The organism is Pseudomonas mohnii, assembly GCF_900105115.1.
In the GTDB taxonomy this organism is placed as follows: Bacteria; Pseudomonadota; Gammaproteobacteria; order Pseudomonadales; family Pseudomonadaceae; genus Aquipseudomonas; species Aquipseudomonas mohnii.
The window spans coordinates 2,296,356-2,318,818 of sequence record NZ_FNRV01000001.1 but is presented as its reverse complement, the minus strand read 5'-3'; the positions used below and the strand labels follow the sequence as shown (position 1 = coordinate 2,318,818).

At 58.8% G+C, this 22,463-nt stretch carries 19 protein-coding genes and 1 pseudogene; 13 read left to right on the top strand and 7 right to left on the bottom strand.

Annotated features, from left to right (window positions below; translation table 11 throughout):
• Positions 1–49: 49 nt before the first annotated feature.
• Positions 50–331, top strand: coding sequence for an HU family DNA-binding protein (locus tag BLV61_RS10855; RefSeq protein ID WP_007905514.1), 282 nt, complete (start codon positions 50–52; stop codon positions 329–331).
• Positions 332–685: 354 nt separating this feature from the next.
• On the top strand, positions 686–1,123 hold the full coding sequence (locus BLV61_RS10850; RefSeq protein WP_090464819.1) for a DUF3757 domain-containing protein: 438 nt from the start codon (positions 686–688) through the stop codon (positions 1,121–1,123).
• A gap of 111 nt (positions 1,124–1,234) precedes the next feature.
• Here BLV61_RS10850 and rlmF read toward each other — a convergent pair whose 3' ends face one another.
• The 5 genes from rlmF to BLV61_RS10825 all read right to left on the bottom strand — a co-directional run bounded on the left by rlmF (position 1,235) and on the right by BLV61_RS10825 (position 9,181).
• Positions 1,235–2,266 carry a 23S rRNA (adenine(1618)-N(6))-methyltransferase RlmF gene (rlmF, locus tag BLV61_RS10845; protein ID WP_090464816.1) on the bottom strand — a complete coding sequence of 344 codons (1,032 nt, stop codon included), beginning with the start codon at positions 2,264–2,266 and terminating at the stop codon, positions 1,235–1,237.
• Positions 2,267–2,529: 263 nt separating this feature from the next.
• Positions 2,530–5,376 (bottom strand): valine--tRNA ligase, encoded by a 2,847-nt coding sequence (locus BLV61_RS10840; RefSeq protein ID WP_090464813.1) that lies wholly within the window; start codon positions 5,374–5,376, stop codon positions 2,530–2,532.
• Positions 5,377–5,606: 230 nt separating this feature from the next.
• Positions 5,607–6,923: an MFS transporter gene (locus BLV61_RS10835; protein WP_090464810.1), complete on the bottom strand. Its 1,317-nt coding sequence runs from the start codon at positions 6,921–6,923 to the stop codon at positions 5,607–5,609.
• A 197-nt stretch (positions 6,924–7,120) separates the two neighbouring features.
• Positions 7,121–8,356: a transporter associated domain-containing protein gene (locus BLV61_RS10830; RefSeq protein WP_090464807.1), complete on the bottom strand. Its 1,236-nt coding sequence runs from the start codon at positions 8,354–8,356 to the stop codon at positions 7,121–7,123.
• A 12-nt stretch (positions 8,357–8,368) separates the two neighbouring features.
• Positions 8,369–9,181, bottom strand: coding sequence for a cytochrome C assembly family protein (locus BLV61_RS10825; protein ID WP_090464804.1), 813 nt, complete (start codon positions 9,179–9,181; stop codon positions 8,369–8,371).
• Between the two features lie 196 nt (positions 9,182–9,377).
• Here BLV61_RS10825 and ffh point away from each other — a divergent pair, with 196 nt between their 5' ends.
• The 11 genes and pseudogenes from ffh (at position 9,378) to BLV61_RS10770 (ending at position 20,036) form a co-directional block, all read left to right on the top strand.
• Positions 9,378–10,754: a signal recognition particle protein gene (gene ffh, locus BLV61_RS10820; RefSeq protein WP_008057801.1), complete on the top strand. Its 1,377-nt coding sequence runs from the start codon at positions 9,378–9,380 to the stop codon at positions 10,752–10,754.
• 251 nt (positions 10,755–11,005) lie between these two features.
• On the top strand, positions 11,006–11,257 hold the full coding sequence (gene rpsP, locus BLV61_RS10815) for a 30S ribosomal protein S16 (RefSeq protein WP_003198088.1): 252 nt from the start codon (positions 11,006–11,008) through the stop codon (positions 11,255–11,257).
• A gap of 5 nt (positions 11,258–11,262) precedes the next feature.
• Positions 11,263–11,799, top strand: a complete 537-nt coding sequence (gene rimM, locus BLV61_RS10810; RefSeq protein WP_007972729.1) for a ribosome maturation factor RimM — start codon at positions 11,263–11,265, stop codon at positions 11,797–11,799.
• Positions 11,800–11,801: 2 nt separating this feature from the next.
• A complete protein-coding gene (gene trmD / locus BLV61_RS10805) occupies positions 11,802–12,554 on the top strand; it encodes a tRNA (guanosine(37)-N1)-methyltransferase TrmD (protein WP_047532757.1) in 753 nt (250 codons plus the stop codon).
• A gap of 45 nt (positions 12,555–12,599) precedes the next feature.
• The gene (gene rplS, locus BLV61_RS10800; RefSeq protein ID WP_003175895.1) at positions 12,600–12,950 is read left to right on the top strand and encodes a 50S ribosomal protein L19; all 351 of its coding nucleotides are present in this window, start codon (positions 12,600–12,602) and stop codon (positions 12,948–12,950) included.
• A 345-nt stretch (positions 12,951–13,295) separates the two neighbouring features.
• Entirely contained in the window at positions 13,296–14,192 is an 897-nt protein-coding gene (gene xerD / locus BLV61_RS10795; protein WP_047532738.1) for a site-specific tyrosine recombinase XerD, read from the top strand.
• 248 nt (positions 14,193–14,440) lie between these two features.
• Positions 14,441–15,172: a bifunctional protein-disulfide isomerase/oxidoreductase DsbC gene (dsbC, locus tag BLV61_RS10790; protein ID WP_047532736.1), complete on the top strand. Its 732-nt coding sequence runs from the start codon at positions 14,441–14,443 to the stop codon at positions 15,170–15,172.
• Between the two features lie 134 nt (positions 15,173–15,306).
• The gene (locus tag BLV61_RS10785; protein WP_047539052.1) at positions 15,307–16,611 is read left to right on the top strand and encodes a homoserine dehydrogenase; all 1,305 of its coding nucleotides are present in this window, start codon (positions 15,307–15,309) and stop codon (positions 16,609–16,611) included.
• 105 nt (positions 16,612–16,716) lie between these two features.
• Positions 16,717–18,126, top strand: a complete 1,410-nt coding sequence (gene thrC, locus BLV61_RS10780) for a threonine synthase (protein ID WP_047532735.1) — start codon at positions 16,717–16,719, stop codon at positions 18,124–18,126.
• 121 nt (positions 18,127–18,247) lie between these two features.
• Positions 18,248–19,588, top strand: a pseudogene (locus tag BLV61_RS10775) (transporter substrate-binding domain-containing protein).
• A 160-nt stretch (positions 19,589–19,748) separates the two neighbouring features.
• Positions 19,749–20,036 carry a DUF3509 domain-containing protein gene (locus BLV61_RS10770; protein WP_090464802.1) on the top strand — a complete coding sequence of 96 codons (288 nt, stop codon included), beginning with the start codon at positions 19,749–19,751 and terminating at the stop codon, positions 20,034–20,036.
• 171 nt (positions 20,037–20,207) lie between these two features.
• On the opposite strand, the gene BLV61_RS10765 is transcribed toward BLV61_RS10770, so the two are convergent.
• Positions 20,208–21,179 (bottom strand): TIGR02285 family protein, encoded by a 972-nt coding sequence (locus tag BLV61_RS10765; RefSeq protein ID WP_047532728.1) that lies wholly within the window; start codon positions 21,177–21,179, stop codon positions 20,208–20,210.
• Positions 21,133–22,332 carry a CaiB/BaiF CoA transferase family protein gene (locus BLV61_RS10760; RefSeq protein WP_047532726.1) on the bottom strand — a complete coding sequence of 400 codons (1,200 nt, stop codon included), beginning with the start codon at positions 22,330–22,332 and terminating at the stop codon, positions 21,133–21,135. Before BLV61_RS10760 ends, BLV61_RS10765 begins: the two co-directional genes overlap by 47 nt.
• Between the last annotated feature and the right edge of the window lie 131 nt (positions 22,333–22,463).

The following is a 22,463-nucleotide window of genomic DNA, read 5'->3' as shown; positions in this document are numbered from 1 at the left end:
GACACTGCACTCTGCAATCCATATGAATTTGATAGGGAAGGAACACTAAATGGCTCTTACTAAAGACCAACTGATCGCCGACATCGCTGAAGCTATCGACGCGCCAAAAACCACCGCGCGTAACGCTCTGGACCAACTGGGCCAAATCGTTGCCGATCAGCTGGAAAACGGCGGCGAAATCACTCTGCCAGGTATCGGCAAGCTGAAAGTGACTGAGCGTCCTGCCCGTACTGGCCGTAACCCTTCGACTGGCGCTGCCATCGAAATCGCTGCCAAGAAAGTGATCAAGCTGGTTGTGGCCAAAGGCCTGACCGACGCTGTCAACAAGTAAGACTTGTTAAAAGAACCGTGCGCCGGAGCAATCCGGGCACGGTTTTTTTGTGCCCGCCAGAATGATCTGCGCAAGGTAGATCTATGTAACACTTTGTTTGTTTCACTGAAGTACGTTTTATCCCCGCACATTTAATGTTTCTGGTAATGAATTTATGGACTTGTTGGTTAAGCGTCGCTTCAGTTTTTTCAGGGTGAGTTAAATAAGTCAGTTTTCTTGGTCTATGAAGTGAACTTTCCTACGGAACTGATAGTTGAGTGTGTGCCGTAGATCGGTAGTATCGATCGGGTTTCGCGCTTGGCTTTGCGTAAAAGCTAAAAACTAAATTCTGGTTGTTAGTTACAGGGACGTTCTATGAAACTTAAACAGTTGGTGATGTGCATTTCGATTCTGTTGTCTGGCCATGCCTGGGCAGAGGTCACGGAATACTGCCCAAGCCCTTCAGACATCAGGGAATTGGCCCCGGGTATTTACAAAGCGCCCACGGCCAGCGGCGATGGCGAATGGTACGGTGTGTCTCAAGGCGGCCAGGGGCCGGTGGGTGAATTCGAATTGGCGATATTCATGCCTCACAAGGATGTCGAGGAGGGGACCGTCATCGGTGAGGTCCAGCGCTGTGGTTATAGGCTGCAGAAAGGCGGCGCGGTGGACATGAAGTTCAAAAGGGAAGGGACTGTCGCGAGTATTGATACCGGCGGATCGTGGGAAGAGTGGAATTCACGGTATTACTGCGATAACAAAGAAGTGCGCGGCTGTACATTCAAAGAGATCGTCAGGCCAGTGAAGCGCTGATGCTGTAAGCAAGTAAGGCTTGTTAAAAAGACCGTGCGCCGGAGTAGTTCGGGCACGGTTTTTTTGTCCTCGACAACGACTTGCTCCAAGGCAAGTCGCAACGATGTTCGGTTACTCCGTTGAAGCCTTGGCCCAGCGCGCCTGACGCCAGGCCTGTTGCTGCGCCTTGGTCTGGAACGTCCAGGCGACGAACCGGCTCTGCTTCTGACCCTGGGACATTTCCACCACCTGGCTTTCCAGCACGCCAGCCTTTTTCAGGGTTGTCTGGATCGCCGGCAGGTTCGAGGCTTTCGACACCAATGTGCTGAACCACAGCACCTGTTGCCCCACCTGCGCGCTTTCGCTGATCAATTGCGTGACAAACCTTGCCTCGCCACCCTCACACCACAACTCTGCCGCCTGACCGCCAAAATTCAGCACCGGCAGTTTGCGCTTCGGATCGGCCTTGCCCAGCGCGCGCCATTTACGCGTGCTGCCTCGGGTCGCTTCCTCCAGAGACGCATGGAACGGCGGGTTGCACATAGTCAGGTCAAAACGCTCGGCGCTTTCGAGCAGGCCCAGCAGGATCTGTTTCGGGTTGCTCTGCTGACGGATCTGAATGGCTTTGTTCAAGCCGTTGGACTGAATGATGGCTTTGGCGGCGGCGATGGCGGTGGCGTCGATCTCCGAGCCGAGGAACTGCCAGCGGTAATCGCTGTGACCAATCAGCGGATACACGCAGTTGGCGCCCATGCCGATATCCAGCACCTTCACTGCCGCGCCACGCGGGATCACGCCATCATTGCCGCTGGCCAGCAGATCGGCCAGAAAGTGCACGTAATCCGCACGTCCCGGCACCGGCGGGCACAGGTAGTCGGCTGGAATGTCCCAATGGGCGATGCCGTAGAACGACTTGAGCAGTGCCCGATTGAACACGCGCACCGCATCCGGGCTGGCGAAGTCGATGCTTTCCTTGCCGTATGGGTTGGTGATCACGAACTGCTTCAATTCCGGCGTGGTTTTGATCAGCGCCGGGAAGTCATAGCGACCCTGGTGGCGATTGCGCGGATGCAGGCTGGCCTTCTCGCGTGGCTCGACGGCTTTGGCTGCCTTGGTCGGATCAGGCTTTTGGCGCGCAGGTTTGGGGGGGCGGGGGGTGGTCATGGGGGTGGTCGATTCGGGCGTGGCTATAAGTGGCGGGTATTGTCCCACATCCGGCCGTTGTGAGCTCAACTGTGCGGGTCACCGCAAGCCCGCTGTGGGAGCGAGCTTGCTCGCGATAGCGGTCTGTCAGCGATATCAAAGGTGAATGTGATGCACTCATCGCGAGCAAGCTTGCCCACAGCGATTTTTTGGGTGTTTGGGAGAAAGGGGCGGCATAAAAAAGGGAGGCCACCCGGGCCTCCCTGTTTCATTGCGATGTGCCGTTACAGACTGGCAATCCGCGCGTGTTGCTCCGCCAGCTTGCCCAGAGCCTGTTCGGCTTCGGCTAGTTTGGCGCGTTCTTTCTCGATGACTTCAGCCGGTGCCTTGTCGACGAAGCCGGCGTTGGACAGCTTGCCGCCAACCCGTTGCACTTCGCCTTGCAGGCGCTGGATTTCCTTGTCCAGACGCGCCAGTTCCGCACCTTTGTCGATCAGGCCGGCCATCGGCACCAGCACTTCCATCTCGCCGACCAGCGCGGTCGCCGACAATGGCGCTTCTTCGCCGGCAGCCAGAACGGTGATCGATTCGAGACGTGCCAGTTTCTTCAGCAACGCTTCGTTTTCAGTGAGACGACGCTGATCCTCGGCGCTGACGTTCTTCAGGAACAGCGGCAGCGGTTTGCCCGGGCCGATGTTCATTTCGCCACGGATGTTACGCGTGCCGAGCATCAGGCCCTTGAGCCATTCGATGTCATCTTCGGCGGCCTGATCGATGCGTGTTTCATTGGCCACCGGCCAAGGTTGCAGCATGATCGTCTTGCCTTCGATGCCGGCCAGCGGCGCAATGCGCTGCCAGATTTCTTCGGTGATGAACGGCATGAACGGATGGGCCAGGCGCAGGGCCACTTCCAGTACGCGAACCAGGGTGCGACGGGTGCCGCGCTGACGTTCAACCGGGGCGTGCTCGTCCCACAGCACAGGCTTGGACAGTTCCAGGTACCAGTCGCAGTACTGGTTCCAGATGAACTCATACAGCGCTTGCGCCGCGAGGTCGAAACGGAACTGATCCAGTTGACGGGTCACTTCGGCTTCGGTGCGTTGCAGCTGCGAAATGATCCAACGGTCGGCCAGGGACAGCTCATAGGCTTCGCCGTTCTGGCCGCAGTCTTCGCCCTTGTCCAGCACGTAGCGCGCGGCGTTCCAGATCTTGTTGCAGAAGTTGCGGTAGCCTTCGACGCGGCCCATGTCGAACTTGATGTCGCGACCGGTGGATGCCAGCGAGCAGAAGGTGAAACGCAGGGCGTCGGTGCCATAGCTGGCGATGCCCTCGGCGAACTCTTCGCGGGTTTGCTTCTCGATCTTCTTCGCCAGTTTTGGCTGCATCATGCCGGAGGTGCGCTTGCTGACCAGCTCTTCCAGCTCGATACCGTCGATGATGTCCAGCGGGTCAAGGACGTTGCCCTTGGACTTGGACATCTTCTGGCCCTGGCCATCACGCACCAGACCGTGCACATAAACAGTCTTGAACGGAACCTGCGGCGTGCCGTCCTCGTTCTTGATCAGGTGCATCGTCAGCATGATCATCCGGGCGACCCAGAAGAAAATGATGTCGAAGCCGGTGACCAGCACGTCGGTGGAGTGGAATTTCTTCAGGAATTCGGTTTGCTCAGGCCAGCCGAGTGTCGAGAACGTCCACAGGCCCGAACTGAACCAGGTGTCGAGAACGTCGTTGTCCTGTTGCAGTGCAACATCCGGACCGAGGTGGTGCTTGGCGCGCACTTCGGCTTCGTCGCGGCCAACGTAAACCTTGCCCGACTCGTCGTACCAGGCCGGAATCCGGTGGCCCCACCACAGCTGACGGCTGATGCACCAATCCTGAATGTCACGCATCCAGGAGAAGTACATGTTTTCGTACTGCTTGGGCACGAACTGGATGCGGCCGTCTTCGACGGCGGCAATGGCAGGCTCGGCCAAAGGCTTGGTGGATACGTACCACTGGTCGGTCAGCCACGGCTCGATGATGGTGCCGGAGCGGTCGCCTTTCGGGACTTTCAGGGCGTGATCGTCAACGCTGACCAGCAGGCCCGCGGCTTCGAACGCGGCCACGATCTGCTTGCGGGCTTCGAAACGGTCGAGACCGGCGTATTCGGCCGGGATCTTGCCGTCGATGCTTTCGTTCAGCGTGCCGTCGAGGTTGAACACCTGGGCGGCTGGCAGGACGCTGGCATTTTTGTCGAAGATGTTCAGCAGCGGCAGGTTGTGACGCTTGCCGACTTCGTAGTCGTTGAAATCGTGGGCCGGGGTGATTTTCACGCAGCCGGTGCCGAATTCAGGATCGCAGTAATCGTCGGCGATGATCGGGATGCGGCGGCCAACCAGCGGCAGCTCGACAAATTTGCCGATCAGGGCTTTGTAGCGCTCATCGTTCGGGTTAACCGCGACGGCGGAGTCGCCGAGCATGGTTTCCGGGCGGGTGGTCGCGACGATCAGGAAAGCGTTGCCCTCAGCGGTCTTGGCGCCATCGGCCAGCGGGTACTTCAGGTTCCACAGGAAACCTTTCTCGTCGTGGTTTTCCACTTCAAGATCGGAAATTGCCGTGTGCAGCTTGGTGTCCCAGTTGACCAGGCGCTTGCCGCGGTAGATCAGGCCGTCTTCATGCAGGCGCACGAACGCTTCTTTTACGGCTTCCGAGAGGCCGTCGTCCATGGTGAAGCGTTCGCGGCTCCAGTCGACGGATGAGCCGAGGCGGCGGATCTGGCGGCTGATGTTGCCGCCGGACTGATCCTTCCATTCCCAGACTTTCTCAAGGAATTTGTCACGGCCCAAATCGTGACGATTCTGGCCCTGGGCTTCGAGTTGACGCTCCACCAGCATCTGCGTGGCGATACCGGCGTGGTCGGTGCCCGGCTGCCACAGGGTGTTGCGACCCTGCATGCGGCGGAAACGGATCAGGGCGTCCATGATCGCGTTGTTGAAGCCGTGACCCATGTGCAGGCTGCCGGTGACGTTCGGCGGCGGGATCATGATGGTGTAGGACTCGCCCGCGCCTTGCGGGGCGAAGTAATTCTCTGACTCCCAGGTGTTGTACCAGGAAGTTTCAATGGCGTGCGGCTGGTAGGTCTTATCCATGCGCGGCGGGACCCTATTGGCATTTATTCAGGAAAAGCCGAAGAGTATAGCGGGGATATACTGTTACGCGTAGAGCGAGGTGTCAGCGGGAGGGGGAAAATTGGGGGATGTGTGTTGCCAGTGTGGACGCCATCGCTGGCCAGCCAGCTCCCACAAGGGCCGGTGTCGATCACAATAGAGTGGTACGACACTGAGCCTGTGGGCGCTGGCTGGCCAGCGATAGCGGTCTGTCAGTCGATACGATTCAAATCGTTATTGCGCGTTTCTTTCAGGCACAGCACCGCAATCAAGCTCAACACCGCCGCCCCGGACACGTATCCACCGACATAGCTCAAACCGCCCATCGCCACCAGTTTCTGCGCGAAGAACGGCGCGGCCGAAGCCCCGACAATGCCGCCCAGGTTGTAGGCCGCGGAGGCGCCGGTATAGCGCACGTGGGTTGGAAACAGTTCCGGCAGCAGCGCGCCCATCGGCGCAAAGGTCACGCCCATCAGAAACAGTTCAATGCACAGGAACAGCGCTACGCCCCAGGTCGAACCCTGGGTCAGCAGAGGCTCCATCAAGAACCCGGACAGAATGGCCAGCACGCCACCGATGATCAGCACCGGTTTGCGCCCGAAGCGGTCACTGGCCCAGGCCGAGAGCGGTGTGGCGGCGGCCATGAACAGCACGGCGAAGCACAGCAGGCCGAGGAAGGTCTCGCGGCTGTAGCCGAGTGTCGCCACACCATAACTGAGCGAAAACACGGTCGAGATATAAAACAGCGCGTAGCACACCACCATCGAACCGGCGCCCAGCAAAACCGGCAGCCAGTATTGGCTGAACAGCTCGACCAGCGGGATCTTCACCCGTTCCTGGCGCGCCACGGCGTTGGCGAACACCGGTGTTTCATGGAGCTTGAGGCGCACATACAGCCCGACCATCACCAGCACGGCGCTGAGCAGAAACGGAATTCGCCAGCCCCAGGAGCGGAACTGTTCGTCGTCCAGGCCCATGGCCAGCGTCAGAAACAGGCCGTTCGCCGCCAGAAAGCCGATGGAAGGGCCGAGTTGCGGAAACATGCCGAACCACGCGCGTTTGCCTTTGGGCGCGTTTTCCGTGGCCAGCAAGGCCGCGCCGCCCCATTCGCCGCCCAGCCCCAAGCCTTGGCCGAAGCGCAACACGCAGAGCAGGATCGGCGCCCAGGCCCCGATGCTGTCGTAACCTGGCAGCACGCCGATCAGCGTGGTGCACACCCCCATCAAGAGCAGGGAAGCCACCAGAGTGGACTTTCGGCCGATACGGTCGCCGAAGTGACCGAACAGCGCCGAACCCAGGGGGCGGGCAAGGAATGCGATGCCGAATGTGAGGAAGGCCGAAAGCATCTGCGCCGTGCCAGATGTTTGCGGAAAGAAGACCGGGCCGATCACCAGCGCGGCTGCGGTGGCATAGACGTAGAAATCGTAGAACTCGATGGCGGTGCCGATGAAACTCGCCGTGGCCACGCGGGTGGCGGAGTTCGTCGGTTGCGCGGGTGTGGATTCGCTGTAAGTCGTGCTGGTCGTCATGCGGTTATCCCTGACAGACATGTGCCCCAGTGGAGCGAATTATTATGGTTGATACCCAGGGATGTGGGTTTGGAGCGGGGTGCGGGTAGCACGGGTGTAGCGAGGCTTGGGTAAGCGGCTCGATTATAGGAAGGTGGCTAACGATCTAACAAGTGGCCGGGTTTTCGCAGTTTTTTGTGGGGAAGTTGCGCTGAATCCTAAATAACCACCGGCATCGGGGTAGTCTGCCAGATCAGCACCCGAGTCACCCGATTGTCCTCGGTTTCGAGAATTTCCAGTCGGTACCGACCGATCTTCAGGCATACCGCGCTCTCGGGAATCGTTTCCAGCGCTTCGGTCACCAGGCCGTTCAAGGTCTTCGGGCCATCGCTTGGCAGGTGCCAGCCAAGGCTCTTGTTCAGTTCGCGAATTGACGCTGCGCCGTCGATCACCAAGCGGCCATCGGCCTGAGGGTGGATGTGCGGGTTGTTCAGGCTTTGCTGGCTTTCGAACTCGCCGACGATTTCTTCGAGAATATCTTCCAGGGTCACGATGCCGAGCACTTCGCCGTACTCGTCGACCACCATGCCCAGGCGGCGTTGCTGTTTGTGGAAATTCAGCAGTTGCAGTTGCAAGGGAGTGCTTTCAGGCACGAAGTACGGTTCGCGACTGGCAGCCAGCAGCGCTTCCAGGGTCAGGCTCGCGTCGGGTAGCAGGTGGCCGATTTGCCGGGTGTTGAGTACGGCTTCGACCTGATTGATATCACTGTGGAACACCGGCAGGCGGGTGCGCTTGTTGTGGCGCAGTTGCTCGATGATTTCTTCGATCGGATCGTCAAGGTTGATCCCGTCGACTTCACTGCGCGGCACCAGAATGTCGTTGACCGTGATGTTGTCCAGCGCATGGATGCCCGGCAGCGAGTGCGGGCGGCAGATGGCGGGTTCGCGATCGTCGTACTGGGCTTTCGGTGGTTCGTCTTCGCTTTGTTGCACCACTTTGGCTTTGCGCTCGAGCGGTCTCAGCAGCAATTGGCTGGTGGCGTTGAGCAGCCATGCCGCCGGGTAGATGATCTTCAGCGGAATGCGCAGCAGGTTGTTGCCCAGGACCAGAATTGCATCCGGATGGCGGGTGGCGAGGGCGCGTGGCAGGTAGTCGGCGAACACCAGCAAGATGGCGGTCGCGCCGAGGCACGCGACCCACGGCCCCTTTTCGGCCCAGGTGAAAAGGGCCAGCAATGTACAGATGACCACCACCAGCGTACGGCACAGGGTGTTGCACAAGATCAGACTGTTGAGCGGAAAGCTCAGCCTGGTCAGCGGTTTGTCGCTTGAACGTGAGGCGATGCGCTTGGCCAGTACATGCTGGTGAGCGGCTTCAATGGCGGTGAACAGCCCCGACCATAAAATCAACAGGGCCACTACTGCGAGCATCGGCCCTATGGGCAAGTCGTCCATTTATGCCGCCCGTCAGATGTGCAGGATGTATTCACGAACCAGCTTGCTGCCGAAATACGCCAGCATCAGCAGGCAGAAACCGGCAAGGGTCCAGCGAATGGCCTTGTGTCCGCGCCAGCCGAGGTGGTTACGGCCCCAGAGCAGTACGCTGAAGACGATCCAGGCCAGGCAGGCCAGCAAGGTTTTGTGCACCAGATGCTGGGCGAACAGGTTTTCGACGAACAGCCAGCCCGAGATCAGCGACAGGGACAGCAGGGTCCAGCCGGCCCAGAGAAAGCCGAACAGCAGGCTTTCCATGGTTTGCAGCGGCGGGAAGTTCTTGATCAGCCCCGACGGGTGTTTGTGCTTGAGTTGATGGTCCTGAATCAGCAACAGCAAGGCCTGGAACACCGCAATGGTAAACATGCCATAGGCGAGGATCGACAGCAGGATGTGAGCGAGGATGCCCGGTGCTTCGTCAATGATCTGCACGGTACCGGCGGGCGCAAACTGTGCCAGAAGCGCCGTCGCGGCCCCCAGTGGGAACAACAGCACCAGCAGGTTTTCCACCGGTATGCGTGAGCAGGCGAGCAGGGTCAGGGCTATGACGGCCGCGGCAATCAGGCTGGCGGCGCTGAAAAAGTCCAGCCCCAGGCCGATTGGCGTCAGCAGGTGAGTGACCAGGCTGGCGCCATGGGCCAGTACCGCCAGCACGCCGAGCGTGACGAGCAGCCGTTTGTTCGCCTTGGCGCCGTTGGCCAGGCGAGTGCCCTGATAGAAAGTCGCAGCGGCATACAAGCAGGCGGCGGCGAGAGTGGTTAGCAAGCTGGGTGACAAAGGGAGCATAAGTCCTGTTAGGCAAGCCCGAAAGCCGATGAGTTTGGCATAGAACCCACACAGCACGAAAGTGCGAGGTGTCCGCCAGACGCAGTCTTCGCTATAATCCGCGACCTGCCCACGCCGCAGGCTCGCCGAGTACACGTTTTAGTCCGGTACGGGCCGCCACTATCCCGGTCTACACAGGGCCTGAAAGGATCGCGCAATGTTTGAAAACTTAACCGACCGTCTCTCGCAGACGCTGCGCCATGTCACCGGCAAGGCCAAGCTGACCGAGGACAACATCAAAGACACCCTGCGTGAAGTGCGCATGGCGTTGCTCGAAGCCGACGTCGCCTTGCCGGTGGTCAAAGACTTCGTCAACTCGGTCAAGGAACGCGCTGTCGGTACCGAGGTGTCGCGCAGCCTGACGCCGGGCCAGGCCTTCGTGAAAATCGTCCAGGCCGAACTCGAAAGCCTGATGGGCGCAGCCAACGAAGACCTGAACCTGAGCGCCGTTCCGCCTGCCGTGATCCTGATGGCCGGTTTGCAGGGCGCTGGTAAAACTACCACCGCCGGCAAGCTCGCGCGCTTCCTTAAAGAGCGCAAGAAGAAGTCGGTCATGGTCGTGTCCGCTGACGTATATCGTCCAGCGGCGATCAAGCAGCTGGAAATGCTCGCGGGCGAAGTCGGCGTTACCTTCTTTCCTTCCGACCTGAGCCAGAAGCCGGTCGCGATCGCGCAAGCAGCTATTAAAGAAGCGAAACTCAAATTCATCGACGTGGTGATCGTCGATACCGCCGGTCGCCTGCACATCGATGAAGAGATGATGGGCGAGATCAAGGCGCTGCATGCTGCGATCAACCCGGTCGAGACCCTGTTCGTGGTCGACGCCATGACCGGCCAGGATGCCGCCAACACGGCCAAGGCCTTCGGTGATGCGTTGCCGTTGACCGGTGTGATCCTGACCAAGGTCGACGGTGACGCCCGTGGCGGTGCAGCCCTTTCGGTGCGCGCCATCACCGGCAAGCCGATCAAGTTCATCGGTATGGGCGAGAAGAGCGAAGCGCTCGATCCGTTCCACCCTGAGCGTATCGCCTCGCGGATCCTCGGCATGGGTGACGTGCTCAGCCTGATCGAACAGGCAGAAGCGACCCTCGACAAGGACAAGGCCGACAAGCTGGCCAAGAAGCTGAAGAAGGGCAAGGGTTTCGACCTCGAAGACTTCCGTGATCAGCTGCAACAGATGAAAAACATGGGCGGCCTCGGCGGCCTCATGGACAAGCTGCCGAACATGGGCGGCGTGAACCTGGCGCAGATGGGCAACGCCCAGAGCGCGGCAGAGAAGCAATTCAAGCAGATGGAAGCCATCATCAACTCCATGACCCCGGCCGAGCGCCGTGACCCTGAGCTGATCAGCGGTTCGCGCAAGCGTCGTATCGCCATGGGTTCCGGCACGCAAGTGCAGGACATCGGTCGCTTGATCAAGCAACACAAGCAGATGCAGAAGATGATGAAGAAATTCTCGGCGAAAGGCGGGATGGCCAAAATGATGCGCGGCATGGGCGGTATGTTGCCCGGCGGCGGCATGCCGAAAATGTAAAGAATCCGCGCCGGTCGTCGCACCGGCGCAGACCCCGCAAGGACGCGGGATCTCCAGCAAACCCGCATTTGGCGGGAGCTGACCGGCCGTTTTTAACGACGGCTCTATGGCAGATCTGAATGGCACTTTGATAGGTGCCGGAAAAAGGCATTTGCAAAAGTCCGGATATTCCTTAGAATATGCGGCCTTTCGGGCACCCATGCCCGCTGTGCATTTAGATTTGCAGCACCGACTACAGGAACGATGTTCACATGCTAACAATCCGTCTTGCCCTTGGCGGCTCCAAAAAGCGCCCGTTTTACCACTTGACCGTAACCGACAGCCGCAACCCGCGCGACGGTTCGCACAAGGAACAGGTTGGTTTCTTCAACCCGGTTGCTCGTGGTCAAGAAGTCCGTCTGTCCGTGAACCAAGAGCGCGTAGCCTACTGGCTGAGCGTTGGTGCACAACCTTCTGAGCGCGTTGCTCAGTTGTTGAAGGAATCTGCTAAGGCTGCGGCCTGAGCAATATGAACGCGACGCCAGCTGTTGCTGATGATTTGATCGTTATCGGCAAGATTTACTCGGTTCACGGCGTTCGCGGCGAAGTGAAGGTGTACTCCTTTACTGATCCGATTAAGAACCTGCTGGATTACAAAACCTGGACGCTCAAGCGTGACGGCAATGTAAAGCAGGTAGAGCTGGTCAGCGGACGCGGGAACGACAAGTTCCTGGTCGCAAAGCTCAAGGGTCTCGATGATCGTGAAGAAGCTCGTCTTCTGGCCGGTTATGAGATCTGCGTGCCGCGCAACCTGTTCCCTGAACTGACCGACGGCGAGTACTACTGGTACCAGCTGGAAGGTCTCAAGGTTATCGACACCCTCGGACAACTGTTCGGGAAGATCGATCACCTGCTCGAGACCGGCTCGAATGATGTAATGGTGGTCAAGCCTTGCGCTGGCAGCCTGGATGATCGCGAACGCCTGTTGCCCTATACCGAGCAATGCGTGTTGGCCGTCGACCTGGCCGCGGGCGAGATGAAGGTGGATTGGGACGCGGATTTCTAAGCGTGGCTAACTTGCGCGTAGAAGTGATCAGTTTGTTTCCCGAGATGTTCTCCGCCATCAGCGAGTACGGCATCACCAGTCGTGCGGTGAAACAGGGGCTCTTGCAGCTCACCTGTTGGAATCCGCGAGACTACACGACGGATCGACATCACACTGTGGATGATCGCCCATTTGGCGGTGGTCCGGGCATGGTGATGAAGATCAAGCCCCTGGAAGACGCTCTGGTTCAAGCCAAAGCCGCCGCCGGGGAGGGCGCGAAGGTGATTTACCTGTCGCCCCAAGGCCGTCAACTGACTCAGTCGGCGGTACGCGAGTTGGCGAATCTGGATGCATTGATCCTGATTGCCGGCCGCTATGAAGGCATTGACGAGCGGTTTATTGAAGCTCATGTCGATGAAGAGTGGTCGATTGGCGACTATGTACTGTCTGGCGGTGAGCTGCCGGCGATGGTCCTGATCGATGCGGTTACACGACTGCTGCCTGGAGCTTTAGGGCATGCGGACTCCGCCGAGGAAGATTCCTTTACGGATGGTTTGCTGGATTGCCCGCACTACACCCGACCGGAGGTGTATGCGGATCAGCGTGTTCCCGACGTATTGCTAAGTGGCAATCACGCGCACATCCGGCGTTGGCGTTTACAGCAGTCCCTTGGTCGGACCTATGAACGACGCGCCGATCTTCTGGAAAGCCGCTCGCTTTCTGGAGAAGAGAAGAAGCTGCTCGAGGAATATATCCGCGAGCGGGACGATAGTTAACAACGTATCGATGGTAGATCCGACGATTTACCTTAGGAGCACAGCATGACTAACAAAATCATCCTTGCACTCGAAGCAGAGCAGATGACCAAAGAGATCCCTACCTTTGCCCCGGGCGACACCATTGTCGTTCAGGTGAAAGTGAAGGAAGGCGACCGTTCGCGTCTGCAAGCGTTCGAAGGCGTTGTTATCGCCAAGCGTAACCGCGGCGTAAACAGTGCATTCACCGTTCGTAAAATCTCCAACGGTGTTGGCGTAGAGCGTACTTTCCAGACCTACAGCCCGCAAATCGACAGCATGGCCGTTAAGCGTCGCGGTGACGTACGTAAAGCCAAGCTGTACTACCTGCGTGACCTGTCCGGTAAAGCAGCTCGCATCAAGGAAAAACTGGCTTAAGTCCAGCTTCCGATGCAGAAAAAAAGCAGCCTACGGGCTGCTTTTTTGTTGCCTGTGATTTAGCGACGCTTGAGCAGATCCCCGTGCTGTCGAGCCTGTCCTGCCTCGGGCTGAATCAACGTCAGCAGAGTCCACTCGACTGTCCGGTTGCAACAGAACCTTGCGCGATGCGCGCGAAGGCGCAGCGGTGCAAAACGGGACCGGCCAGAATGCCAATACAATCTGCTGTCCACTCATTCAAGCTCCCTGTTTCGTGCAGTGGCTGGCTATGAAAGACTAGCGACCGTTTCTACCGTCCTCCTGAATTTTTACGCGCCGTTTCAAGGCCGTGTGTTTTGAGTGCCCATGCCTGCCATCGAACATCCATTGATAGACCAGTTCCTCGACGCACTATGGTTGGAGAAGGGGCTTTCCGATAACACCCGCGATGCCTATCGCAGTGATCTGGCCCTGTTCAACGGCTGGTTGCAGGAAAAGGGGCTGGAGTTGGTCAGCGCCGGACGCGAGTTGATCCTCGATCATTTGGCCTGGCGTGTGGAGCAAAACTACAAACCCCGTTCAACCGCACGATTTCTCTCCGGAGTGCGTGGCTTCTATCGCTATTTGCTGCGGGAAAAGCTGATCGCTGTTGACCCGACACTCCGCATCGATATGCCGCAGCTCGGCAGGCCGCTGCCCAAATCCTTGTCGGAGGCCGATGTAGAAGCACTGTTGAAGGCGCCTGATTTGAGCGAAGCCATCGGGCAGCGCGACCGCGCCATGCTGGAAGTGCTTTATGCCTGCGGCCTTCGGGTAACGGAACTGATCAGCCTGACGCTGGAGCAGGTCAATCTGCGCCAGGGCGTCTTGCGAGTGATGGGCAAAGGCAGCAAGGAGCGACTGGTACCGATGGGAGAGGAGGCGATTGTCTGGGTCGAGCGCTACATGCGCGATGGGCGTGGCGAGCTGCTTGGCGGGCGTCCCAGCGATGTCTTGTTCCCCAGTCAGCGCGGCGAGCAGATGACCCGCCAAACGTTCTGGCATCGGATCAAGCATCAGGCGAAAGTCGCGGGAATCGGCAAGTCGCTGTCGCCGCACACATTGCGACATGCTTTCGCCACACACTTGCTCAACCACGGTGCCGACCTACGGGTGGTGCAGATGCTGCTGGGGCACAGCGATTTGTCGACCACCCAGATCTATACCCATGTTGCCCGGGCGCGGTTGCAGGACTTGCACGCCAAGCACCACCCTAGAGGCTAGCGTAAGTCCTGTGGGAGCGAGCTGGCTCGCGATGAGGCCTGAACTCCAACATTAATGGCGCCTGACTGACCGCTATCGCGAGCCAGCTCGCTCCCATATAAAGCAGTCGCCAAAGCCTTGCATCACCGGGAGTCGGACACCGTTGCCTTATGTGGTAGGCTTTGTCGGTTTGCACGATGGGCGGTTATGACCCGGTGTTTCGGCACGGGCGTTCTGATCGTCCCATTTGTCCGCCTTCAGGAGTTCTCATGCGTCTGACCCAGATTTTCGCTGCCGCCGCCATTGCGTTGGTCAGCACCTTTGCCGTCGCCGATGACGCGGCCGACAAAGCCATCCGTAAAAGCCTGGAAAACCTCCAGCTCGAAGTGCCGGTAGAAAGCATCACCGCCAGCCCGCTGCCGGGCCTGTACGAAGTCAAATTGAAGGGCAGCCGCGTGCTGTATGCCAGTGCCGATGGCCAGTACGTGGTTCAGGGCTACCTGTTCCAGCTCAAGGATGGCAAACCGGTCAACCTGACCGAGAAGACCGAGCGCCTTGGCATCTCTAAGTTGATCAATGAGATTCCGGTCGCTGAAACCGTGGTTTACCCGGCCATTGGCGAAACCAAGTCGCACATCACCGTGTTCACCGACACGACCTGCCCGTACTGCCACAAACTGCACGCAGAAGTGCCTGAGCTGAACAAGCGCGGCATCGAGGTGCGTTATGTTGCGTTCCCGCGCCAGGGCCTGGGCTCGCCGGGTGACGAACAGTTGCAAGCGGTTTGGTGCTCGAAAGACAAGAAAGCAGCCATGGACAAGATGGTCGACGGCAAGGAAATCAAGGCCGCCAAGTGCGATAACCCGGTTTCCAAACAGTTTGCCCTCGGCCAGTCGATTGGCGTGAACGGTACGCCGGCCATCGTTTTGGCCGACGGTCAGGTCATTCCGGGCTACCAGCCTGCGCCACAAGTCGCCAAACTGGCGTTGGGCGCGAAGTAAATTCGCATCGTCACGGTCAGCCATTGACGATCATGGTCCGGCAGCAGCATTCGCCGGGCCATCAATAGAGAGCCGCGAGCATGCGGTTGTTTTCACGGCCGGCCTTGAGTCGGCCGTTTTATGGGGAGTTCACAGTGAAACCGGTCAAAGTAGGCATCTGTGGGTTAGGAACCGTCGGTGGCGGTACCTTCAACGTACTTCAGCGCAACGCCGAGGAAATTGCTCGTCGTGCCGGGCGTGGAATCGAAGTGGCACAAATTGCCATGCGCACGCCAAAGCCTCAGTTCCAAACGACCGGTATTGCGATTACCAACGATGTCTTCGAAGTGGCCACGAACCCTGAGATCGACATCGTTATAGAGCTGATGGGCGGCTACACCGTTGCCCGTGAGCTGGTACTCAAGGCCATCGAGAATGGCAAGCATGTGGTCACCGCGAACAAGGCGCTTATCGCCGTTCACGGTAACGAAATTTTCGCCAAGGCTCGCGAAAAGGGCGTGATCGTTGCGTTCGAAGCGGCCGTGGCGGGTGGCATCCCGGTGATCAAGGCGATTCGCGAAGGCCTGTCGGCCAACCGTATCAACTGGGTGGCCGGGATCATCAACGGCACCGGTAACTTTATCCTGACCGAGATGCGCGAAAAGGGTCGCACCTTCGAAGACGTGCTGGCCGAGGCGCAAGCTCTGGGTTATGCCGAAGCGGATCCGACCTTCGACGTTGAAGGCATCGACGCGGCGCACAAGCTGACGATCCTGGCGTCCATCGCCTTCGGTATCCCGCTGCAATTCGACAAGGCCTACACCGAAGGCATCACCAAGCTGACCACCGCTGACGTGAACTATGCCGAAGCGCTGGGCTATCGCATCAAGCACCTGGGCGTGGCGCGCAGCACCGCGGCCGGTATTGAGCTGCGCGTACACCCGACGCTGATCCCGGCCGATCGGTTGATCGCCAACGTCAACGGCGTGATGAACGCGGTCATGGTCAACGGTGATGCTGCCGGCTCGACCCTGTTCTACGGTGCCGGTGCCGGCATGGAACCGACGGCTTCGTCGGTCATTGCCGACTTGGTGGATGTCGTTCGCGCCATGACTTCCGATCCGGAAAACCGCGTGCCGCACCTGGCCTTCCAGCCGGATTCGCTGTCGGCGCACCCGATCCTGCCGATCGAAGCCTGCGAAAGCGCCTACTACCTGCGCATTCAGGCCAAGGACCATCCGGGCGTGCTGGCGCAAGTCGCGAGCATCCTGTCGGAACGCGGTATCAACATCGAATCGATCATGCAGAAGGAAGTCGAAGAACACGACGGCCTGGTGCCGATGATCCTGCTGACCCACCGTGTGCTGGAGCAGCACATCAACGACGCGATCACCGCCCTGGAAGCCTTGGCTGGCGTTGTGGGTCCTGTCGTACGGATCCGCGTCGAACATCTGAACTAACAGCAGCTGCAAGCCACAAGCCACAAGCTGCAAGCAAGAGCCAATCCGCTTTTGACTTGCAGCTCGAAGCTTGAAGCTGAAGCTCCAAACCAAAGGTTTGCCCTTATGCGCTACATCAGTACCCGCGGCCAGGCACCGGCCCTGAATTTCGAAGACGTCCTGCTGGCCGGTCTGGCCACCGATGGCGGTCTGTACGTCCCGGAAAACCTGCCACGTTTCACCCAGGAAGAGATCGCTTCCTGGGCCGGCCTGCCCTATCACGAGCTGGCGTTCCGGGTCATGCGCCCGTTCGTCACCGGCAGCATTCCGGACGCCGATTTCAAAAAGATTCTTGAAGAGACCTACGGCGTATTTGCCCACAGCGCCGTTGCACCGCTGCGTCAGTTGAATGGCAATGAGTGGGTGCTGGAGCTGTTCCACGGCCCTACCCTGGCGTTCAAGGACTTCGCCCTGCAACTGCTCGGTCGCCTGCTCGACTACGTGCTGGAAAAGCGCGGCGAGCGCGTGGTGATCGTCGGTGCGACTTCCGGTGATACCGGTTCGGCCGCCATCGAAGGCTGCAAGCACTGCGAAAACGTCGATATCTTCATCCTGCACCCGCACAATCGCGTATCGGAAGTGCAGCGTCGGCAGATGACCACCATCTTCGGCGAGAACATCCACAACATCGCGATCGAAGGCAACTTCGATGACTGCCAGGAAATGGTCAAGGCGAGCTTCGCCGACCAGGGCTTCCTCAAGGGCACTCGCCTGGTGGCAGTGAACTCGATCAACTGGGCGCGGATCATGGCCCAGATCGTTTACTACTTCTACGCGGCGCTTCAATTGGGTGGCCCGGCGCGTTCGGTGTCGTTCTCGGTCCCGACCGGCAACTTCGGCGACATTTTTGCCGGCTACCTGGCGCGCAACATGGGTCTGCCGATCAACCAGTTGATCGTCGCCACCAACCGCAACGACATCCTGCACCGCTTCATGAGCGGCAATCAGTACGTCAAGGAAACCCTGCACGCCACCCTGTCGCCTTCCATGGACATCATGGTGTCCTCGAACTTCGAGCGTCTGCTGTTCGACCTGCACGGTCGCAACGGCGCGGCGATCGCCGGGTTGATGGACAGCTTCAAGCAAGGTGGCGGTTTCAGCGTCGAGCAGGAGCGCTGGACCGAAGCACGCAAACTGTTCGATTCGCTGGCAGTGGATGATGCACAAACCTGCGAAACCATCGCCGAAGTCTATGAGCAGACCGGTGAAGTGCTGGATCCGCACACCGCCATCGGCGTGAAGGCCGCGCGGGAATGCCGTCGTAGCCTGGATATTCCGATGGTGATCCTGGGCACCGCCCACCCGGTCAAATTCCCGGACGCCGTGGAAAAAGCCGGTGTAGGAAAAGCACTCGAACTCCCCGCACATCTTTCTGATTTGTTTGAGCGAGATGAGCGGTGCACCGTGTTGCCGAATGACTTGAAAGCCGTACAGGCCTTTGTCAGTCAGCATGGCAACCGTGGCAAGCCTTTGTAACGGCAAAAGCTGTCACAAATTGAAGCCCGTCTCCTGACGGGCTTTCTTGTTTCTGCATGCCACACTTGCCGGGAAGAGTCGCCCATGAAGGACGGGCGAGCTGATCATCAAGGAAGTGGCAATGCTGTTTTTCAGAAGGTCAAGGTCAGTCCCATGCTGGCTGTTGTTGCTCGGCGCCCTGGTTTTCTCCCAATGGGGGCTGGCCTCACATTCGGTGGCTCCTGAGCCCGTGAAGACGATCAGGCTGGACGCTCAAGAGCTGAAATGGATTACCGAGCATCCGCGCGTCATCGTCGCATCACTGGAGTACCCGCTGTACCTGTTCAAGGATGAGCATGGCCATTGGAGTGGCTTGAACAGGGATTTGCTTGATCGCATCAGTGCCATGACCGGTTTGCAGTTTGTTCATGCCGAGTCCTTTTCGATCGATCAGATGCTGGGAAGTCTGGAGAGGGGGGCTGCGGACATGAGCACCACGCTCTCGATGAATGATGAGCGCAAAGCGTTTCTGGACTTCAGCTATGCGTTTGGTGGTGCTGGCTGGGTGTTCGTCGGTCGGGCTGGGGAGCCACCAGTGCAATCGCTGCACCAGTTGGCAAAAAGAGTGTTGGTGTTGCCGACCCGCCACGCCCTGGAGGCATTGATTCGGCGCGAATATCCTGCCATTGAGCTGCGCTCTGTCAAGACCAGCGCCGAGGCCCGCGCCTGGGTCGAAAGCGGGCTGGCCCATGCAACTATCGAAAACGAGATCGGCGCTCAGCTTTTTCCCTCGGGATTGCTTCAGGCGGGCCATATCGTCGAGGGCAAGTGGGACCCGGACTACCTGGCAGTGCGTCAAGGTCAGCCGCAGTTGCTGAGCATCCTCAACAAGGCGCTTGAGGCGTTTCCTCCCGCCGAATTACGTGCCATTCGCCAGAAATGGTTCAATGGGATAACAACAACGCCAGTACGCACCGTCGGTCAACGGATTGCCGAGTGGGGCTGCTGGGGAGTCGTTATCGCCGGCCTCTTCGGGTTGCTGTCCTTACTCTGGAATCGCCGGTTGGCAGCGTTGGTCCAGTAACGGGCACAGGCTGAGAAAAGCCTCAGTGATCAGCTCGCGTTCCAGCACGCGTTGATTGACGCCATGCCTGATCCGATTTTCGTCCGGGATCTGCAAGGGCGTTTGATCATGTGCAATAAAAGCTATGAGGAGAGGTTGTCGACCCGTTTCGATCAAATGCAGGGCCGCCAACTGATTGAACTCGATGTGTTGCCCAAAGCGACCGCTGAACTGCTGCATACCGAGTTCATGGCTCAACTGGCGACTCGCAAGTCGCACTTCAGTGAGCGGCAATTGCTGTTCATGAATGGCCTCAGGGACATCTATCAATGGACGGTGCCGTTTTACAGTTCGGACGGCCAACTGCGAGGTTTGCTCGGGGGCTGGACTGATATCGACCAGCGCATCCGACGGGCGTGATGCGCTTGTTTTTTCTCTGTCATCTTTGGCATGCATGCTCTATCGACGGGAGGCGCAGCGTCCCGCCAACCGGTTTTCAGAACTTTCTTCTCGGGCCAGCGGTCATTTACTGTAGAGATGCCCCAGGCACTTTGTTTCGGACTATTGAGTGGTGATCGAGATGGAAAGTATCAGTCTCTTGCTCGGTGAGGCTCTGAGCCCGTACCAGGTGACACTGACCCCGTCGGGTATTCATGGTGAATGCCGGGTGTCATTGACGAATACGATGGGGGCGGTAGTGGTCGAACGCAAGTTCAACCAGGCCCAATTGAGCGATAGGCGTCTGCTCACGGATGTGGTCGACGGTTTGCATCGCGATGTGCTGATTGCGGAAGGACGGCTGGAGCCCTGTGTCATTGCGGCATTGCGCCATGCAGCTCAAGACAAGTTACTGGCCCGCCGGAATTGAAAGTGTTTTTTGTGGGAACCTTCCTGCGCCCGGATCGGTCAGATCTTTTAACAGCAGGATCAAGCATTGTGCTCCGGTGCTTGTAGCTTGCTGCCACTGGTCTATAGGTAGGCCACGTTTAACCCCGAGTCGTCTCCCCACTTCTCGGGGTTTCTTTTTGCCGGGTGGTTGTCAGTGCCCGGCCTGCTGCTCAAAAAATACCTTGGACGCCTGCAGATACTCGCTGCGACTTTCCGGGTCGAGCCAGGCGGCGTAGGCCTCGCTCAGGTCATCGCGAGGCAGGTTATGCAGTAGTTGATTGATCTCGATGATTGCCTGTCGGCCTTGGGGCGTGTCGGTACAGCCGATGTAGCCAGACAGGTACTTGCCGGTGCCGCGAATCGGATAGAACTGCAATTCATCCTCGTCGATCCCTTGTCGCTGAGCCTGGTAGCGAATCTCCGGTCGGTAGCCCAGCAACAGGTGCAGGCGCCCCAGGCGTTGCATCTGAAGCAGGCTACCCAGCGCGTCGTTACCGTAGTGCAGTGTCAGTGCTTGAGGGGGGGCTTGTTTGAGCAGTGCATCGATAAACTCGCCGTAGTTGCGTTCGGCAATAATCCCCAGCGTTACGCTGCCCTTGGCCAGCAGGGCCGCCAGATCCACCTCTCCATCCTTGATGAAAGGCGTCAACACCTCCCGATCGCCACGGCGCACGGCCAAGCCATTGCTCATGGCGCGGAAGACCGGAACGGAAAACGCGATCCAGTTATCGCGCTCCTTGCTCCAATTCAGCGCTGCATCGCACGTGAGCGCCGATTCACGGAGCATTTGCAGTCCGCGGGCACGATTGACTTTCTTTACGCTGTGCTGGTACTGGGGCATGCCGGCGATTAGCTGCCGCAACAGCTGATCGATGACTCCCTGATTCTTGTCCGGTCCTTCGAAAATAAACAGTGGCGGCAGGTCCCGCTTCAGCCAGACCAGGGATTCCCCGGCTTGTGCCAGCATCGGCAACAAGGTCAGTCCGCTGATCAGCCACATGCTCACCAACGCAAACAACACCCGCCTGTTGAGTGGCAGGCAGTGCTTGATTGACCGCGCCAACAGACGCTTCAGCTCAGATGGCTCCGTCTTTGCGCAGTTGTGCGATCTGCGACGCGTCATAGCCAAGTTCCTGGAGTACCTGTGCGTTATGCTCACCCAGTTGCGGCCCGACCCATTCACATTCACCGGGTGTCTCTGAGAGTTTCGGCACAATCCCCGGCATCTTGAAGCCTTTGCCATCAGGAAGTTTGGCCTGCAGGAACATTTCCCGCGCAAGGTATTGCGGGTCGCTGAACATGTCTTCGGCGCTGAAGATGCGGCTGGCCGGCACATCGGCCTGTTTCAAGCGCTCAATGACTGTGTCCAGCGGCAACGAGTTGACCCAGCGATCAATCACCCCGTAGATCTCGTCGCGGCGGCTGTCGCGTCCGTCGTTGCTGGCCAGGGCCGGGTCATTGGCCAAGTCTTCGCGACCGATGATCATCATGAAGCGTTTGAAGATCGCGTCGCCATTGGCGCCGATCTGCACATGTTTGCCGTCGGCGCTGGTGTGGATCGAGGAGGGGGTAATACCGGGCATGATGTTGCCGGTGCGTTCGCGAATAAAGCCGAAAACATCAAATTCCGGGACCATGCTTTCCATCATGGCGAAAATCGCTTCATACAGTGCCACATCGACGACTTGGCCCTGGCCACCGTTGACCTCGCGGTGACGCAGGGCCATCAGCGCGCCGATCACGCCCCAGAGCGCGGCGATCGAATCACCGATGGAGATCCCGGTACGCACCGGTGGCCGGTCTTCGAACCCGGTGATGTAACGCAGGCCCCCCATGGATTCGCCCACCGCTCCAAACCCCGGCTGATCCTTCATCGGGCCGGTCTGGCCAAAGCCCGAGAGTCGCACCATGACCAGTTTCGGGTTCAGCGCGTGCAAGACGTCCCAGCCCAGCCCCAGTTTTTCCAGCACGCCGGGGCGGAAGTTTTCGATCAGGATGTCCGCTTCACTGAGCAGCTTTTTCAGAATCGCCAGGCCATCCGGATGCTTGAGGTTCAGCGTCAGGGATTTTTTGTTGCGCGCCTGAACGAACCACCACAGCGAAGTCCCTTCGTACAACTTGCGCCACTTGCGCAGCGGATCGCCACCGTCCGGGGACTCGATCTTGACCACGTCGGCGCCGAATTCAGCGCAGATGCGCGAGGCAAACGGACCGGCAATCAGAGTGCCCAATTCGATGACTTTCAGACCTGAGAGCGGTTTGGCGGTGAGCGGCATACTAAATCCTGTAGGACAAAAGACTGAGCGAATACAGACTTTTAACATAGCCGACTGTCAGGCGCTCAAGGTAGATCGCCTTCTATTCGTTGATTGCCTGCCGCATCGGTTAGACTTGCCGACTTTCCTCG

What these genes read in the sequence shown, in the direction of transcription:
- BLV61_RS10840 (WP_090464813.1), bottom strand. Translation starts at nt 5,376, where the DNA reads ATGGATAAGACCTACCAGCCGCACGCCATTGAAACTTCCTGGTACAAC.
- rlmF (WP_090464816.1), bottom strand. Translation starts at nt 2,266, where the DNA reads ATGACCACCCCCCGCCCCCCCAAACCTGCGCGCCAAAAGCCTGATCCG.
- rplS (WP_003175895.1), top strand. Translation starts at nt 12,600, where the DNA reads ATGACTAACAAAATCATCCTTGCACTCGAAGCAGAGCAGATGACCAAA.
- BLV61_RS10830 (WP_090464807.1), bottom strand. Translation starts at nt 8,356, where the DNA reads ATGGACGACTTGCCCATAGGGCCGATGCTCGCAGTAGTGGCCCTGTTG.
- BLV61_RS10855 (WP_007905514.1), top strand. Translation starts at nt 50, where the DNA reads ATGGCTCTTACTAAAGACCAACTGATCGCCGACATCGCTGAAGCTATC.
- BLV61_RS10765 (WP_047532728.1), bottom strand. Translation starts at nt 21,179, where the DNA reads ATGACGCGTCGCAGATCGCACAACTGCGCAAAGACGGAGCCATCTGAG.
- rpsP (WP_003198088.1), top strand. Translation starts at nt 11,006, where the DNA reads ATGCTAACAATCCGTCTTGCCCTTGGCGGCTCCAAAAAGCGCCCGTTT.
- BLV61_RS10835 (WP_090464810.1), bottom strand. Translation starts at nt 6,923, where the DNA reads ATGACGACCAGCACGACTTACAGCGAATCCACACCCGCGCAACCGACG.
- rimM (WP_007972729.1), top strand. Translation starts at nt 11,263, where the DNA reads ATGAACGCGACGCCAGCTGTTGCTGATGATTTGATCGTTATCGGCAAG.
- thrC (WP_047532735.1), top strand. Translation starts at nt 16,717, where the DNA reads ATGCGCTACATCAGTACCCGCGGCCAGGCACCGGCCCTGAATTTCGAA.
- BLV61_RS10850 (WP_090464819.1), top strand. Translation starts at nt 686, where the DNA reads ATGAAACTTAAACAGTTGGTGATGTGCATTTCGATTCTGTTGTCTGGC.
- BLV61_RS10770 (WP_090464802.1), top strand. Translation starts at nt 19,749, where the DNA reads ATGGAAAGTATCAGTCTCTTGCTCGGTGAGGCTCTGAGCCCGTACCAG.
- dsbC (WP_047532736.1), top strand. Translation starts at nt 14,441, where the DNA reads ATGCGTCTGACCCAGATTTTCGCTGCCGCCGCCATTGCGTTGGTCAGC.
- BLV61_RS10760 (WP_047532726.1), bottom strand. Translation starts at nt 22,332, where the DNA reads ATGCCGCTCACCGCCAAACCGCTCTCAGGTCTGAAAGTCATCGAATTG.
- BLV61_RS10825 (WP_090464804.1), bottom strand. Translation starts at nt 9,181, where the DNA reads ATGCTCCCTTTGTCACCCAGCTTGCTAACCACTCTCGCCGCCGCCTGC.
- ffh (WP_008057801.1), top strand. Translation starts at nt 9,378, where the DNA reads ATGTTTGAAAACTTAACCGACCGTCTCTCGCAGACGCTGCGCCATGTC.
- xerD (WP_047532738.1), top strand. Translation starts at nt 13,296, where the DNA reads ATGCCTGCCATCGAACATCCATTGATAGACCAGTTCCTCGACGCACTA.